We start from the raw sequence: 15,142 nt of genomic DNA on the forward strand, positions 1-15,142 counted from the left end.
AATTGTTAAGGAGTGATACGATGCTTAATGCTTCTATGATAAGAAAAATATGTGTCTTTGCACTGGCACTGACACTGACACTATTCACCGTCGTCTTTGCAGGTGTTGGCGGCGGGATCGAGGCAAAAGAGAAAATCGATATTGTTCCCCTTGTCAAATGGACGCTCGTCTTCCTGGCAGGGCTTGGGACTGTTTTCGGCGCCAGCCTTGCCATTGCCGCAAAGAGGTTTGCCGTTGAAGTCGATCCGCGGGTAGAGAAAGTTTTAGACGTGCTTTCCCATGCGCATTGCGGAGCCTGCGGATATGCGGGATGCGAGCAGTATGCCGAGGCTGTGGTGAAAAACGCGGATGTTGCGCCGAACCTCTGTACCCCTGCAGGGGCAAAAGGTGCTGAGGCGGTTGCCCTGATTACCGGGAAAAAGGCTGATATAAAAGAGCCGATCTTTGCACGGATCATGTGCCAGGGTTCGACCAGCAGGTCAAGAAGGAAGTTTATCTACGAAGGCGTTATTGACTGCAGGGCAGCAGTGCTTGCCGGAGGCGGAGACAAGTCCTGCGCAAATGGCTGTCTCGGGTACGGCACCTGCACTCGGGTCTGCCCCTTCGATGCCCTGCATATGGGCACTGAAGGCCTTCCGGTTGTTGATATCACAAAATGCACCGGCTGCCGGAAATGCGAACAGGCGTGCCCCAAGAAGGTCATCGAGGTTCTTCCTGCATCAAAGATGGTGCTTGTTGGCTGCCATTCAAGGGACAAAGGCGGGGATACCAGAAAAAACTGCGATCTTGGCTGCATCGCCTGCGGCGCATGCGTGAAGGTCTGTCCGTTTGACGCGCCGTCCGTACAGAATAACTTCTCGCGTATCGACCCTGCCAAGTGCAAGGTCTGCGGCCTCTGCGTTGCCAAGTGTCCGACAAAGGCTATTGTGGATCTGCTGCCCATCCGTCCGAAGGCATTTATTACTGAAAAATGTATTGGCTGTCAGATCTGCACCAAGGTATGCCCCGTTGATGCCCCTGCCGGAGAATTGAAGAAGAAACATGAGATCGATCAGGTAAAGTGCATCGGCTGCGGCATCTGCACCGCCAAATGCCCTGCACAGGCGATTGACGGGACCTTCAATGCACGGGAAGTATTTGAAGCGGCAGCGGCAAAGAAGGCGAAACAGGCGGCTGCAGCACCGGCTGCATAAAGCAGAACGTTCGTTATTTGACAGAACAGACGAGTTATTACGGATCGCGATTTCGGCATATCAATGCGACATGAGCGTCGTTTCCCTCGCCGGGGATCTTGCACCCGTCGTAATTTGATATTGTTTTTTTGACATCGTTTTATTGTCTGTGGTTTAATATTTTCGCTTTAATAATAGCCCTGTGAGGCTAAAAAGCAAAGGAGTCAGCGTGAGCTGCATTCGCTACAAAATACCCTTCTCATACACTTTATTAATACCACAGTCAGCTATTCCCTTTTTTGTGATATTTTTTCTTTCTCATTACTCATCACCCATTACGCATTACGGTATTCATTATGCCTAAAGAACTTCTGGATAAAAAAGATATAGAACGGGCAATCACGCGTATGGCCCATGAAATCATTGAAAAGAACAAGGGCGTCCGGGACATCTGCCTGGTCGGCATTCAGCGCGGAGGTGTACACATAGCGCATCGGCTGAGCGCAAAACTGAAGGAGATAGAAGGAAGCGACCTGCCGGTAGGCACCCTTGATATATCTCTTTACCGCGACGATCTGAATGTCAGGGCAGAACAGCCTGTGGTCCGCCGGACCCAGGTGCCCTGTGAGATCAATGACCAGAAGATCGTGCTTATTGATGATGTGCTCTTTACCGGCAGATCGATCCGCGCTGCCATGGATGCGATCATGGACCTCGGCAGGCCCTCTGCAATACAGCTGGCCGTGCTGGTGGACAGAGGCCACAGGGAACTGCCCATCAAGGCCGACTATGTTGGGAAGAACATCCCGACCTCAATGAACGAAACCGTAAAGGTTCAACTGACCGAGGACGGAGAAGAAGACCGGGTGGTGCTCGCATGAGCCTCACGTCCAAAGACCTTATCAGCATCAAGGACATCAGCCCTGAGGAGATTGAACTTATCCTTGAAACAGCCGCAGGATTTAAGGATGTGCTCGGCAGGGACATCAAAAAGGTGCCTGCACTCCGGGGCAAGACGACCGTCAACCTCTTTTATGAACCTTCAACGCGCACGCGGACATCTTTTGAGGTTGCCGCAAAAAGGCTCAGCACTGATGTCATCAACATAGCCACCTCAACCAGCAGCGTGGTTAAGGGCGAAACCCTGCTCGATACAGCCAAAACAGTACTGGCGCTTGGTGCGGATATTGTAGTGATCAGGCATAGCTGCTCGGGAACACCGCATTTCCTTGCAAGAAATATTGAGGCCTCTGTGGTGAATGCGGGTGACGGCACAAATGAACATCCCACGCAGGCACTGCTCGATCTCTTCACCATTCAGGAGAAGAAAGGCAGCATCAAGGGCCTTGAGGTGGCGATCGTCGGAGACATACTGCATAGCAGGGTCGCAAAATCGGATATCTATGCGCTCACAAAGCTCGGTGCTAACGTGCGGCTCATTGGTCCTCCGACGCTTGTGCCTGACTGTCTGAAAGACCTCGGCGTCAGCGTTTATTTTGACATGAATGCAGGGCTTGAAGGCGTTGATGTGATCATGATGCTCAGGATCCAGCTTGAGCGGCAGGGCAAGGGGTTCTTTCCTTCCACCCACGAATATTTCAGGAATTGGGGCCTAACTGCTGCCAGGGTCTCCCGGGCAAAAGAAGATGCGATCATCATGCATCCCGGCCCCATGAACCGGGGCATCGAAATAGCGTCAGAGGTTGCTGACAGCGACCGATCGGTAATCCTCGATCAGGTGACCAACGGCATCGCCGTGCGCATGGCAGTGCTCTATCTGGTTTCAGGAGTCAAGTCATGACCACACTTATCAGGAACGGGCATCTCATAGACCCGATGCAGAAGATCGACGAAATCTGCGACATCCTTATTGAGGACGGCAAAATCAAAGAGATCCAGAGGCAGAAGACCAAAGGCAAAGCGCAGAAGAACGGTTCGGAGCGGAAAGCCGCAGATGAAGGACAGGAAGTTATCGACGCAGCAGGCATGCTGGTAATACCCGGACTGGTGGACATGCATGTTCATTTAAGAGAGCCGGGGTTTGAATATAAGGAGACGATAAAAACAGGCACTGAAGCGGCTGTAAGGGGAGGCATCACTTCGGTCTGCTGCATGCCCAATACAAATCCGGTAAACGACAACCCAGGGATCACCGAGTTCATCCTGAGAAAGGCGATACTGGAGGGTTCGTGCACGGTATTTCCTATTGGCGCTATTTCCAAGGGCCAAAAAGGCGAGGAGCTTGCAGAACTCGGCATGATGTATGATGCCGGCTGCGTGGCTTTCTCTGATGACGGCAGGCCGGTTATGGACTCCCTTCTGATGCGCCGGGCCCTTGAGTATGCACGGATCAGAAAGGCCCTCATCATATCCCACGCTGAAGACATGTCCCTGGCAGCCGGCGGCGTGATGAATGAAGGTCTCCTTTCGATCACCCTTGGGCTGAAAGGTATCCCTGCACAGGCAGAGGAGGTCATGATCAGCCGCGATATCGCACTTGCTGAACTGACCGGCGGCAGGCTCCACATAGCGCATGTATCAACTGCGGGCTCAGTCGAACTCCTGAGGCAGGCAAAGAAGCGGGGAGTTGCCGATATCACTGCCGAGACCTGTCCCCATTACTTCTCGATCACTGAGGAGGCGGTCATTGGTTACAACGCTAATGCAAAAGTAAACCCGCCTCTCCGCAGACAGGCAGACCTCGAGGCGATTAAAGAAGGCCTGCAGGACGGGACCATAGATGTTATCGCAACAGACCATGCGCCTCACCACAAAGACGAGAAGTCCGGCGAATTTGATAATGCGCCTTCAGGCATTTCAGGCTTCGAGACCTCGCTCGGCCTGAGTATGAGGCTTGTGGATGAGAAGATCCTTACCATCGCCCAGCTCGTCGAAAAAATGTGCGCGGCGCCTGCAAAGATCCTCGGCATCACTGATAAAAAGGGCTCGCTCAGGCCCGGGGCAGATGCAGATATCTCTATCATAAATACAAAAAAAGAATATGTAGTCAGTGGAGCAGACTTCAGGTCAAAGGGCAGGAATACTCCCTTTGAAGGCTGGATGCTGAACGCAGCACCTGCAGTCACCATTGCAAAGGGAAGGATATACCGATGGGAGTAAAAACGCTGCTCGTCCTCGCGGACGGCACAGTCTTTGAGGGAAAGAGCTTTGGTGCAGAAGGAGAGACGATCGGTGAGGTGGTCTTCAACACTTCAATGACCGGATACCAGGAGATCCTGACTGACCCTTCATACAAGGGACAGATCGTCACCATGACCTATACACAGATGGGAAACTACGGCGTGAATGATGAAGACATCGAGTCTGCAGGCGGGATCAAGGCTGAAGGCTTTGTCGTGAAAGAGGCCTGTGAATATCCCTCAAACTGGCGGTCGTCGTCAAGTCTGACGGAATACATGAAAAAGTCCAATATAGTAGGCATACAGGCCATTGACACCAGGGCCCTCACACGCCATCTGAGGAACCACGGTGCACAGATGGGCATCATCTCTACGGAGGGCAGTGATCCGCATAAGCTTCTGGAAAAGGTGATGGCTCATCCCGGCATCTCCGCCTTTGACTACGTAAAAGAGGTCTCCACCAAGGAGATCTATACCTGGGATGAAGGCTGCTGGAAATGGGGTGTCTGCACCAAAGGGATCCCCCAGCCCCTAACCCCTAACCCCCGCATGGTTGTCTATGATTTCGGGGTAAAGATGAATATTCTGCGGAATCTCGCTGACGCAGGATTCAGCCTGACCGTAGTGCCTGCCCAAACACCGGCAGAGGCAGTGCTTGAGATGAAGCCTGACGCAGTGCTTCTGAGCAACGGGCCGGGCGATCCGGAAAGGATCACCTATGGGATCGATAACGCGCGCAAGCTCATCGGCAGACTGCCGGTCTTCGGCATATGCCTTGGCCACCAGATCCTCGGCCTCGCATTGGGCGGAAAGACCTATAAACTGAAATTTGGCCATCACGGAGGCAACCACCCGGTCAAGGACCTCGCAACCGGGAAGGTCGAAATCACCTCGCAGAACCACAACTATTGCGTTGACATCAGCAGCCTCAAGGGCAAAGTGGAACTGACGCACCGAAATCTGTTCGACGGGTCTGAAGAGGGCATGCATCATGTCGAGCTCCCGGTCTTTTCTGTGCAGCACCACCCTGAGGCCGGACCCGGCCCCAATGATTCAACGCACCTATTTACGCAGTTCAGGCAGATGATAGAGAAAGGTGCGGCTTGATTGAAAAACAGACCGGTACATACAGCCTGTCAAAAGACGAAAAAAGGCTCATCCTCAGGACAGCCAGCTTTATCGCCGGCCAGGCAAGTGTGCTGCATAGCGGGGTGTACAACAGGGAGTTTTCATCCTGGCTTGCATCCTTTACCCTTGCCGGTATCGCCTATTTTATTCTGGTGATGAGTTTTGGAAAAGAGATGGTTTTTTATGCAATCTTTATGCTTCTGTTCATCGGGACCTTTCCGCTCTTCAGAAAATTTGTATTCAGGGAACAATTTCTTGAGACGGTATTCGACAGGGCAGAAGCAAAGGCCGTAATAACCCGACAGGGCATCCGAAAGAAGGTCCTGGAAACGGTCCCGCTGGCAGAAATTACCGGCCTCCGGATAGATACGCAGAAGACAGAGGTCACAAACCGTGACGGCGTCGAATTTGTGCAGAAGATCTCGGCGCAGCACAATGCGGCGATACCCGGATTCGGCGAAGAAACGATCTTCTACTGCCTCAAGTTCAGGCATGCTGACGGGACTGACAGTATACTATTTGCTGACAGTGCGATGCAGGATGTGATTACTGTTTATGATGAGATAAAGGAATTTCTGAAAATCTAATATAGAGAGCTGAGAGGTAATTGTGCCCAAGAGAGAAGACATCAAAAAGATACTGCTTATCGGTTCAGGCCCGATCGTGATCGGCCAGGCATGCGAATTTGACTATTCCGGCACCCAGGCGTGCAAGGCGCTGCGCGACGAGGGCTACCAGGTAGTTCTCGTCAACTCAAACCCTGCCACGATCATGACAGACCCTGAGACTGCTGATGTGACGTATATCGAGCCGCTGACCGTCGAGATCCTCGAGATGATCATAGAAAAAGAACGGCCTGATGCCATTTTGCCGACCATGGGCGGACAGACCGCGCTGAATCTGGCAGTGAAACTTGCAGAAGGCGGCATCCTTGATAAATACAAGGTGGAACTTATCGGCGCAAAGCTCCATGCGATCAAAAAGGCTGAGGACAGAGAACTCTTCAAACAGGCCATGCTCAAGATCGGGCTTGATCTTCCGAAGAGCTCTACGGTCTCGACACTCAAAGAAGGTCTTGATGCTATCGACCAGATCGGCTTCCCTGCGATCATGCGGCCTGCCTTCACGCTCGGCGGCACAGGCGGTGGTATTGCCTACAACATCGAGGAGTATACGGAGCTGCTTGATAAAGGGCTGAAGCTCAGCCCGGTAAGCCAGATACTGGTCGAGGAATCGTGCCTCGGGTGGAAGGAATATGAACTCGAGGTGATGCGCGATACAAAAGACAACGTGGTGATCATCTGCTCGATTGAGAATTTCGATCCCATGGGCGTGCATACCGGCGATTCGATAACCGTTGCCCCTGCCCAGACGCTGACAGACAAGGAATATCAGCGCATGCGGGACGCCTCGATCGCGATCATACGCGAAATCGGTGTTGACACCGGAGGATCGAACATCCAGTTTGCACTTAATCCGGACACCGGCCGCATGATCATCATAGAGATGAATCCTCGCGTCTCGCGCAGTTCTGCGCTTGCGTCCAAGGCAACGGGCTTTCCGATTGCCAAGATCGCGGCAAAATTGGCAGTGGGGCTCACGCTTGATGAGATCAGGAACGACATCACGCGTGAAACGCCTGCGTCATTTGAACCGACCATTGACTATGTGGTCACAAAGTTCCCGAGGTTCGCCTTTGAAAAGTTCCCTGAGGCTGATCCGCTGCTGACTACGCAGATGAAGTCAGTCGGAGAGGCCATGTCCATAGGCAGGACCTTTAAGGAATCCCTCCAGAAGGCACTGCGGAGCCTTGAAAACGGCAGCTACGGCCTTGAAGAGGTCACCGGCGATTTTGAGAAGATCAAGAAGAAACTGAAGATCCCGAGCGCTGAGCGCATGTGGTACGTTGCACAGGCCCTGCGCACAGGCATGACCGTCCAGGAGATCTACGAACATTCGATGATCGATCCCTGGTTCCTGAACAATCTGAGAGAGATCATTGAGTTTGAGGAAGAGATGAAACGGTCAGCTATCAGTGATCAGCTTTCGGCAAAGGCAGACCTCGTGCGGCAGGCAAAGGAATACGGGTTCTCTGACAAGAGACTTGGCCAACTCCTCGGACTGCAGGAGGCTGAGATCAGAAATTTCAGAAGAGAAAATAATATCCGGCCTGTGTATAAAATGGTCGATACTTGCGCTGCAGAATTTGCTGCATATACGCCATACCTGTATTCAACATATGAAAGGCCATACTACAAGATAACAGGTGACTCTTTACCAATTTTTGACTCTGAAGCCAACCCAACCGAAAAACAGAAGATCATTATCCTCGGTTCCGGCCCCAACAGGATCGGGCAGGGGATAGAATTTGACTATTGCTGCGTACATGCTGTGTATGCCCTGCGCGAATTAGGCTATGAGACTATCATGGTCAACTGTAATCCCGAGACCGTCAGCACAGACTATGACACTGCTGACAGGCTCTATTTTGAGCCGCTCACGATCGAGGATGTCCTTAATATCATTGATGCAGAAAAGCCGATCGGCGTGATCGTTCAGTTTGGCGGCCAGACACCGCTCAAGCTTGCTGTTCCCCTTGAAAAGGAGGGCATTAAAATATTAGGCACATCTCCTGATGCGATCGACAGGGCTGAAGACAGGAAACGTTTTAAGGCACTCCTTCACAAACTGAATTTGAAACAGCCGGAAAGTGACACGGTCATGTCAGTTGAAGAGGCTGTGGCAGCGGCAAAGATCATAGGGTATCCGGTCATGGTAAGGCCGTCCTATGTGCTTGGGGGAAGGGCGATGGAGATCGTGTACGACGAAGACACCATCAGAAATTATATGGAGCGCATGGTCAAGGCGTCGCCTGAACACCCGATCCTTGTTGATAAATATCTTGACGATGCCATCGAAGTTGACGTTGATGCGCTCTCTGACGGCACAGACGTTATCATCGGCGGTGTCATGGAACATATTGAAGAGGCCGGCATACACTCAGGCGACTCCGCCTGCTCATTGCCGCCTTATTCCCTGAGCAAAGAGATCATAGATGAGATAAAAAGGCAGTCAAAAGAGCTTGCCCTTGAACTGGGCGTTATCGGCCTTATGAATGTGCAGTTCGCTGTAAAGAAGGACGAGATCTATATCCTTGAGGTAAACCCCCGCGGCTCAAGGACCGTGCCGTTTGTTTCGAAGGCTACCGGTGTCCCGCTTGCAAAGATCGCTGCCAAGGTGATGACCGGCAAGACCCTGAAAGAGCTTGGCATCACAACTGAGGTGCAGATAAAGCATGTTGCGGTCAAAGAAGCAGTATTTCCCTTTGACAAGTTCCCGGGCGTCGACACCATACTGGGGCCTGAGATGAAGTCTACCGGTGAGGTAATGGGAATTGATAATGATTTTGGGAGGGCGTACGCAAAGGCCCAGGCAGCGAGCAACAATAAGCTCCCGCTATCCGGCAAGATTGTGATAAGCATCAGGGACAAGGACAAAATTGGAATTTGTGATCTTGTGAGCAGGCTCTATGCCGCAAGCTTTACCGTAGTTGCGACAAAAGGCACAGCAGCGTTCCTTAACGAAAAGGGACATGATGTTGAGGTGATCAATAAAGTAACGGAAGGCAGGCCGCATATCGTGGATCTTATTAAAAACAAAGAGGTCGTTTTTGTGATAAACACGGTAAGCGGAGCGCAGGCGAAGATGGACTCCATGTCGATCAGGCGAAGCGCACTCCAGTATGGCGTGCCGTATACCACCACCGTATCAGGCGCTAAGGCGGTCGTCACCGCGATCGAACAGCTCCAGAAAAAGAAGATCAATATTAAATCGATACAGGAATATCACCGCGACGTATAGGTGATTAACGGGATAGCCTGGTCCAGAAATGGTTGCAGGATCGTTTCAAAAGGGCAGGCCGCATATCGTTCAGGGTATTAATCCGGGAGAATGGCGAACCCGAAGATGATACCCTTAAGCAAGGGTGGTCTGCGTTCCTGTTGTTCATTTTTCTTACGCCGCTCAGGTATCATAAATGATATGAATTATCAGAAAATCATTAAGAATTTCAAGAACAGGAAGATATTGGTCATCGGCGACATTATCCTTGACCATTATATCCTGGGGAAAGTGAACAGGATATCCCCTGAGGCCCCTGTGCCGGTTGTTGAGGTGACACGGGAGACCTTCCTGCTTGGGGGGGCTGCCAATGTTGCCCACAACATTGTTTCGTTAGGTGCGCATGCCGCAGTAATCGGCATCAATGGCGAGGACATGGCAGGAGAGGCTTTGAAAAGCATTCTGCAGCAGAAGGGCGTTGACTGCAGCGGCCTTTTTACGGAGAACAGGCCGACAACGGTAAAGACGCGTGTTATTGCCCATAACCAGCAGGTGGTCAGGTTCGACCGCGAGGACAGCAAATATGTTGTCGGCAGGATATTAAAAGGCATACTTTCCCATATCCACTCCATTCTGAATGACTATGACGCGGTGATCATATCTGACTATAAGAAGGGCATGGTCACTGCAGATCTTGTCAAAGGCATTCTGAAAAAGACACGGGCAAAGAATATGTTCGTCGCGGTTGATCCCAAGGTCGGCCACTTCGATTTTTATAAGGGTGTCTCGCTCATTACGCCGAACCTTATGGAGGCTGCCTTTGGAGCCGGACTTGATATCAGGGACGATAAATCTCTGAACAGGGCAGGCCAGGCGCTCCTGAGAAAATTGTCTTTGAAGGCTGCTCTTATTACGAGAGGAGAGCAGGGGATGAGTCTGTTTGAGAAGAACAAGGTCACCCATATCCCGACCGTTGCGCGGCAAGTCTATGACGTTACCGGCGCCGGCGATACGGTCATCTCTGCGTTTACGCTTGCCACGGCATCAGGCGCAAGCCTCGAGGATTCTGCGGTGATCGCCAATCATGCAGCCGGTATTGTTGTCGGTGAGGTCGGGACAGCGGTAGCTACTCCGGAACAGTTGCTGGAATCGTTCGAGTAACGAATCAGGAATATCGTTTAGACAATCATGGAAAACTCATCACTCATTACTCGTAACCCATCACGACCCGTAAAGGCCATTGCCCTGTACTCAGGCGGTCTTGACAGCACGCTTGCAATCCTGACGGTGATGAAGCAGGGGATTGAGGTGAAGGCTGTCACCTTCCTGAACCACTTCGGCTGCGACATCACCGACAAGTCATCATGCTCGAAAAACCCCTTTGCCGCAGCGCAGCAGTTCGGCTTTGAGGTGAAGCTCTGCCATCTTTCAGACAAGTTTATCGATATTGTAAAAAATCCGAAGTTCGGCCATGGTAAAAACATGAACCCCTGCATGGACTGCAGGATATTGATGCTGAATGAGGCAAAGGTATTCATGAAAATGGTCAACGCCGATTTCATCATCACCGGTGAGGTGCTGGGACAGAGGCCCATGAGCCAGCGCAGGGATGCCCTCGATATCATCGACCGGGAAACAGGCCTGCGGGGCCGCATCCTGAGGCCGCTTACCGCAAAGCTGCTGAAGCCTACCATTGCCGAACAGGAGGGGCTTGTGGACCGCGATATGTTATACGGATTTGGCGGCCGCACGAGAAAACCGCAGATGGCGCTTGCTGCAGAGTTCGGCCTGACTGACTATCCTTTGCCGGCCAGCGGCTGTCTTCTTACGGAGCCGAACTATTCCTATCGCTTAAGCGAATCACTTGCATACGACAGGGACCCATCTCTTGACGACCTGAACCTGCTCCGTGTCGGCAGGCATTTCAGGCTGTCCGATACCTGTAAAGTTATCGTCGGAAGGGATGAAGCAGAAAACAACGCTATTCTTCTGATCCTTGGAGAAAAGGGTACCTTTATGAAGGCAGAGGACCATGCCAGTCCGATTACGGTGATCAGGGGAGATGCGGATGAAGAGATGACAAGGATCGCTGCTTCACTCTGCGCACGCTATTCCGATGGTAAACATCTGGCCGAAGTTAAGGTGAAGATCTGGAACGGGGACGACGTCCGCTATCTCACGGTGCACCCTGCTGATCAGTCCACTATTGACCAGTATAAGATAGAGCGGAAAGACAAAAGCAAGGTGCCGCAGAAGGTTTGAGTTATTCTTCTTTCGGACATTCACAGTTGCACGTGCTTCCTGTAGTCGACTTTGAACGTCTGTAGCTATCAGTGTTACTTACTCTTGTAACTCATCAGTGACAAAATTCCGATGTTTTACCCTGCCGGCTTTTAGTCCGTAATAACAGCAAATACCATTTGCCGGAAATATTACCCGTTGATTTAGTTAACTTTATTCTTCACAAGGCAAGGGGGCTATGCTATCATTTCGCTTATGAGCCAAGAAAAAGCCCTCGGGGTATATTAGTTGTTGTACGCAAAGTAAAATGAAGATACTAATAATATTCTGCTTTGTCGCCATTTGCTTTCTGATTTCTCCTGCCGCCGTTCTGGCAAAAGAAAGAAACTATTCTACTGAAGATGCTATGTTTCATCATGCAAGTGACATGGCTAACATCGGCGAATGCGAAAGCGATATTGATTGCCATTTACGCCGGGCAATTAATGCATTTTCGCCCTTTATTGTTAAGTACCCAAAGAATTCAAATGTGCGCCAGGCTATCGATGAAATAAACCAGCAATTACGAATGCTTACCTGGAATCCTAAAGAGAATGGACTTTCGGAAATATTTGATTTAGAAGATACAACTGTTTTACTGAAGAATTACAAGTCTGTTATAACGAAATTACCAGATGCTGATATGCGGGCGGATTCGTTCTACCTCCTTGCCCGCGCATTTATAAGTCTTGGGCAGTTTGAAGTTGCGAAGCAGATTTATAATGATCTTGAATCGCATTACACAAAGTACCGAAATGCTAAAAGTCGTGCATCTTACTTGCTCATCGATTATTCACAAAACGGAAAAGGTCAAGTGCTTAATACTGCTAACCTTACAAAGTATACCGTCCATCTATCAGACACTTCCGTAAGGAAACGACTAAAGGCGCTGGATAGGATAAAGGATGCAAATATACAGGATCGCCCCCTGCTCTTTTCGTTGCTGCTTGCTGTGGGCAATCTCTCAGAAAAAGATGTCTCGCCGATAGTTCGGCGGCATTCTATTTATATTATTGGTAAACTTGCATCACAAACCTCTTTTTTTAGGGCAGCCGTCGGCTATTGTGTCATTCATGAGCCTGACAAGAGAAATCAGTATTACTGCGCAGACCTCGGCATCAACCACCCTGATCTAAAATCTACTGATTTTTATGCATATAATAGTGAACGGATTAACACAATAATATCGGAGGCAACGGGGAAAAAATATCCGAGCGAAGAACAGCTTGACGAATGGCAGAATCGAGCAATTCAAAGAGACGAGGAAGTAGCTGAGGAATTGCAGCGACGCATGAAAGAGATCAAAGAGAGAAAATAATAACGCAAGCAATACAGCGTACAGCAATCGCATCCAGCCGAGTCGCATTAAGCGCAGTTTTTTCACTTTGGCTATACGCTCCCGGCTGATGCACGGCGTTGTGTGAGGGATAGGAAAGGACAGTATTCAATCTCGGTTAACGATCAATGGCGTATCTGCTTCCGGTTCGTTGATAAAGATGCATATGATGTCGAACTGACAGATTACCATTAAGGAGAGGTGCCCTATGAGTATTCCTAACAAGAAAGAACGGAGCATTCGGCCTGTCCATCCCGGCGAGATGCTGCGTGAGGATTTCCTGCCGGATTTCGGACTGACTGTGGCCGGTTTTGCTAAAGCCCTTGGTGTGTCGCGCCAGACAGTAAATGAACTTCTCAGGGAGCGGCGGGCTCTGAGCCCGGCCATGGCATTACGCCTTGCAAAGTTGTTCGGCAATACCCCTGAATTTTGGCTGAATGCACAGCGTGCCATCGATCTCTGGGAGGCAGCGCGTGCAATGAAAAAAACAATAGAACGCATTGCTCCGCTTCATGCAGCATAGCAGTAAGCTTTAGCGATAGAATTTCTGCACTGAGGGGAAGTGGTCCTAATTTGTTAATTGGGGAAGAAGGTACTAAAGTCTTATCGGCACGTTTCGTTCTCTGAGGTATTCCTTTGCTTCCCTGACTGAATATTCCCTGAAGTGAAAGATCGAGGCTGCCAGAGCTGCATCTGCCTTTCCTGCAGTAAGACCCTCATAAATATGTTCAAGATTGCCTACGCCACCTGACGCAATGACCGGGATCGAGACTGCCTCTGAGATAGTCCTGGTCAGCTCGATATCGTAACCATCTTTGGTCCCGTCCTTGTCCATGGAGGTGAGCATGAACTCTCCTGCACCAAGCTCCTCCATCTTCTTCGCCCATTTCACGGCATTGATAAGCTTCATCTGACGGCCGCCATGGGTCGAGATCGCCCAGGTGAGATCGCCCCCTTCTTTTGAGAGGGCATTCATATCGAGGATTACATCTTTGAGCGATGCATCGGAAAACCAGTCTTCACCAGTAGCATTGGCCATATTGTCAGCGACCCTCTTTGCATCGATCGCAACAACAATGCACTGGCTGCCGAACTTCTCTGCAGCGCGGCTGATGAAATGCGGGTCTTTCACTGCGGTTGTATTGATCGAGACCTTGTCGCAGCCTGAATTGAGCAGGTTGCGTATGTCCTCAATCGTCTTGATCCCGCCGCCGACTGTCAGAGGCATGAATACGTCTTCAGCGGTCCTTTCGACAATATCAAGGATGATTTTGCGTTTCTCGTGGGATGCGGTTATATCAAGGAAGATGAGTTCGTCAGCGCCCTGTTCGTCATAGAACTTTGCGTTTTCAACCGGGTCTCCGGCGTCGCGGAGATTGACGAAGCTGACGCCTTTTACGACGCGGCCGTCCTTGACATCGAGACAGGGGATTATGCGCTTAGCAAGCATATCAATGACCGGCTTCTGTCAGCCGTATTGCTTCTTTGAGGTCAAGGGAACCGGAATAGATCGCCTTGCCGGTGATTGCGCCCCAGAGGTTCGGGATCTTCAGGAGGTTCTTTATGTCATCGATGGTTGCGATGCCGCCTGATGCAATAACAGGGATCTTTACCGTTTTTGCCATTTCTTCCTGGGCAGGGATATTCGGACCGGTCAGCATGCCGTCACGGGCAATGTCAGTATAAATAATGCCACCCACGCCTATGGTCTCGACCCTTTTTGCAAGCTCTATCGCATCGATTGCGCTCACCTCTTCCCAGCCCTTGACCGCTACCTTGCCGTCCTTTGCATCGATGCCGATAAAGATCTTGCCGGGGAACTGTCTGCATGCCTCTATCAGCAACGAGGGGTCTTCGATTGCCGCGGTGCCGATGATGACACGGTTGATGCCTGCCGAAATAAGCCGGTCTACAGTGACGATGTCCCTGATGCCGCCGCCCACCTCGATGATCATTTTGACGTTCTTCCTGATCTCCAGGATCTTGCTGAGGTTCTTCTGGCTGCCGGTGAAGGCGCCGTCAAGGTCTACGACATGGAGCACTTTAGCTCCCATTGCCTCCCATTTTTTCGCTGTACCTGCGGCATCGTCGGAATAGACCGTGACAGCCTCTTTCCGCCCCTGCTGCAGCCTGACGCAGACGCCGTCCTTTAAATCTATTGCAGGAATAATAAGCATGTATTACTATACCAAAAACCTTTTTTAAATTATAGTGTTAAGCAAGTTATAACCATCATGAAAAGAAAA

The 15,142-nt window shown here is 50.8% G+C and carries 14 protein-coding genes; 12 read left to right on the plus strand and 2 right to left on the minus strand.

From position 1 onward, the window contains the following. Nucleotides 1-35: 35 nt before the first annotated feature. The 12 genes from HZB31_07425 to HZB31_07480 all read left to right on the plus strand — a co-directional run bounded on the left by HZB31_07425 (nt 36) and on the right by HZB31_07480 (nt 13,419). On the plus strand, nt 36-1,193 hold the full coding sequence (locus tag HZB31_07425) for a 4Fe-4S binding protein (GenBank protein ID MBI5847761.1): 1,158 nt from the start codon (nt 36-38) through the stop codon (nt 1,191-1,193). A gap of 335 nt (nt 1,194-1,528) precedes the next feature. Further along, the gene (gene pyrR / locus HZB31_07430) at nt 1,529-2,053 is read left to right on the plus strand and encodes a bifunctional pyr operon transcriptional regulator/uracil phosphoribosyltransferase PyrR (protein MBI5847762.1); all 525 of its coding nucleotides are present in this window, start codon (nt 1,529-1,531) and stop codon (nt 2,051-2,053) included. After that, nucleotides 2,050-2,973 carry an aspartate carbamoyltransferase catalytic subunit gene (locus tag HZB31_07435; protein ID MBI5847763.1) on the plus strand — a complete coding sequence of 308 codons (924 nt, stop codon included), beginning with the start codon at nt 2,050-2,052 and terminating at the stop codon, nt 2,971-2,973. The genes pyrR and HZB31_07435 overlap by 4 nt, the downstream gene beginning before the upstream one ends. Next, a complete protein-coding gene (locus HZB31_07440; GenBank protein ID MBI5847764.1) occupies nt 2,970-4,292 on the plus strand; it encodes a dihydroorotase in 1,323 nt (440 codons plus the stop codon). The genes HZB31_07435 and HZB31_07440 overlap by 4 nt, the downstream gene beginning before the upstream one ends. Continuing rightward, on the plus strand, nt 4,283-5,419 hold the full coding sequence (gene carA / locus HZB31_07445) for a glutamine-hydrolyzing carbamoyl-phosphate synthase small subunit (protein ID MBI5847765.1): 1,137 nt from the start codon (nt 4,283-4,285) through the stop codon (nt 5,417-5,419). Before HZB31_07440 ends, carA begins: the two co-directional genes overlap by 10 nt. Further along, complete coding sequence (locus HZB31_07450) at nt 5,416-6,027, plus strand: hypothetical protein (GenBank protein ID MBI5847766.1); 612 nt, start codon at nt 5,416-5,418, stop codon at nt 6,025-6,027. The genes carA and HZB31_07450 overlap by 4 nt, the downstream gene beginning before the upstream one ends. A 22-nt stretch (nt 6,028-6,049) precedes the next feature. Continuing rightward, entirely contained in the window at nt 6,050-9,301 is a 3,252-nt protein-coding gene (gene carB, locus HZB31_07455; GenBank protein ID MBI5847767.1) for a carbamoyl-phosphate synthase large subunit, read from the plus strand. 180 nt (nt 9,302-9,481) lie between these two features. Continuing rightward, nucleotides 9,482-10,441: a D-glycero-beta-D-manno-heptose-7-phosphate kinase gene (rfaE1, locus tag HZB31_07460; protein ID MBI5847768.1), complete on the plus strand. Its 960-nt coding sequence runs from the start codon at nt 9,482-9,484 to the stop codon at nt 10,439-10,441. A 27-nt stretch (nt 10,442-10,468) separates the two neighbouring features. After that, nucleotides 10,469-11,542: a hypothetical protein gene (locus HZB31_07465; GenBank protein MBI5847769.1), complete on the plus strand. Its 1,074-nt coding sequence runs from the start codon at nt 10,469-10,471 to the stop codon at nt 11,540-11,542. Between the two features lie 286 nt (nt 11,543-11,828). Further along, nucleotides 11,829-12,878, plus strand: coding sequence for a hypothetical protein (locus HZB31_07470; GenBank protein MBI5847770.1), 1,050 nt, complete (start codon nt 11,829-11,831; stop codon nt 12,876-12,878). Between the two features lie 102 nt (nt 12,879-12,980). Beyond that, on the plus strand, nt 12,981-13,091 hold the full coding sequence (locus HZB31_07475) for a type II toxin-antitoxin system RelE/ParE family toxin (GenBank protein MBI5847771.1): 111 nt from the start codon (nt 12,981-12,983) through the stop codon (nt 13,089-13,091). A 13-nt stretch (nt 13,092-13,104) separates the two neighbouring features. Next, nucleotides 13,105-13,419: a HigA family addiction module antidote protein gene (locus HZB31_07480; protein MBI5847772.1), complete on the plus strand. Its 315-nt coding sequence runs from the start codon at nt 13,105-13,107 to the stop codon at nt 13,417-13,419. A 72-nt stretch (nt 13,420-13,491) separates the two neighbouring features. On the opposite strand, the gene hisF is transcribed toward HZB31_07480, so the two are convergent. Next, complete coding sequence (gene hisF / locus HZB31_07485) at nt 13,492-14,346, minus strand: imidazole glycerol phosphate synthase subunit HisF (GenBank protein MBI5847773.1); 855 nt, start codon at nt 14,344-14,346, stop codon at nt 13,492-13,494. Nucleotide 14,347: 1 nt separating this feature from the next. After that, entirely contained in the window at nt 14,348-15,073 is a 726-nt protein-coding gene (hisA, locus tag HZB31_07490; protein ID MBI5847774.1) for a 1-(5-phosphoribosyl)-5-[(5-phosphoribosylamino)methylideneamino]imidazole-4-carboxamide isomerase, read from the minus strand. Nucleotides 15,074-15,142: the final 69 nt, after the last annotated feature.

Source organism: Nitrospirota bacterium (assembly GCA_016235245.1).
In the GTDB taxonomy this organism is placed as follows: Bacteria; Nitrospirota; Thermodesulfovibrionia; order Thermodesulfovibrionales; family UBA6898; genus UBA6898.

Coding starts and splice junctions, on each gene's coding strand:
- HZB31_07425 (MBI5847761.1), top strand. CDS start 36: ATGATAAGAAAAATATGTGTCTTTGCACTGGCACTGACACTGACACTA.
- pyrR (MBI5847762.1), top strand. CDS start 1,529: ATGCCTAAAGAACTTCTGGATAAAAAAGATATAGAACGGGCAATCACG.
- HZB31_07435 (MBI5847763.1), top strand. CDS start 2,050: ATGAGCCTCACGTCCAAAGACCTTATCAGCATCAAGGACATCAGCCCT.
- HZB31_07440 (MBI5847764.1), top strand. CDS start 2,970: ATGACCACACTTATCAGGAACGGGCATCTCATAGACCCGATGCAGAAG.
- carA (MBI5847765.1), top strand. CDS start 4,283: ATGGGAGTAAAAACGCTGCTCGTCCTCGCGGACGGCACAGTCTTTGAG.
- rfaE1 (MBI5847768.1), top strand. CDS start 9,482: ATGAATTATCAGAAAATCATTAAGAATTTCAAGAACAGGAAGATATTG.
- HZB31_07465 (MBI5847769.1), top strand. CDS start 10,469: ATGGAAAACTCATCACTCATTACTCGTAACCCATCACGACCCGTAAAG.
- HZB31_07470 (MBI5847770.1), top strand. CDS start 11,829: ATGAAGATACTAATAATATTCTGCTTTGTCGCCATTTGCTTTCTGATT.
- HZB31_07480 (MBI5847772.1), top strand. CDS start 13,105: ATGAGTATTCCTAACAAGAAAGAACGGAGCATTCGGCCTGTCCATCCC.
- hisF (MBI5847773.1), bottom strand. CDS start 14,346: ATGCTTGCTAAGCGCATAATCCCCTGTCTCGATGTCAAGGACGGCCGC.
- hisA (MBI5847774.1), bottom strand. CDS start 15,073: ATGCTTATTATTCCTGCAATAGATTTAAAGGACGGCGTCTGCGTCAGG.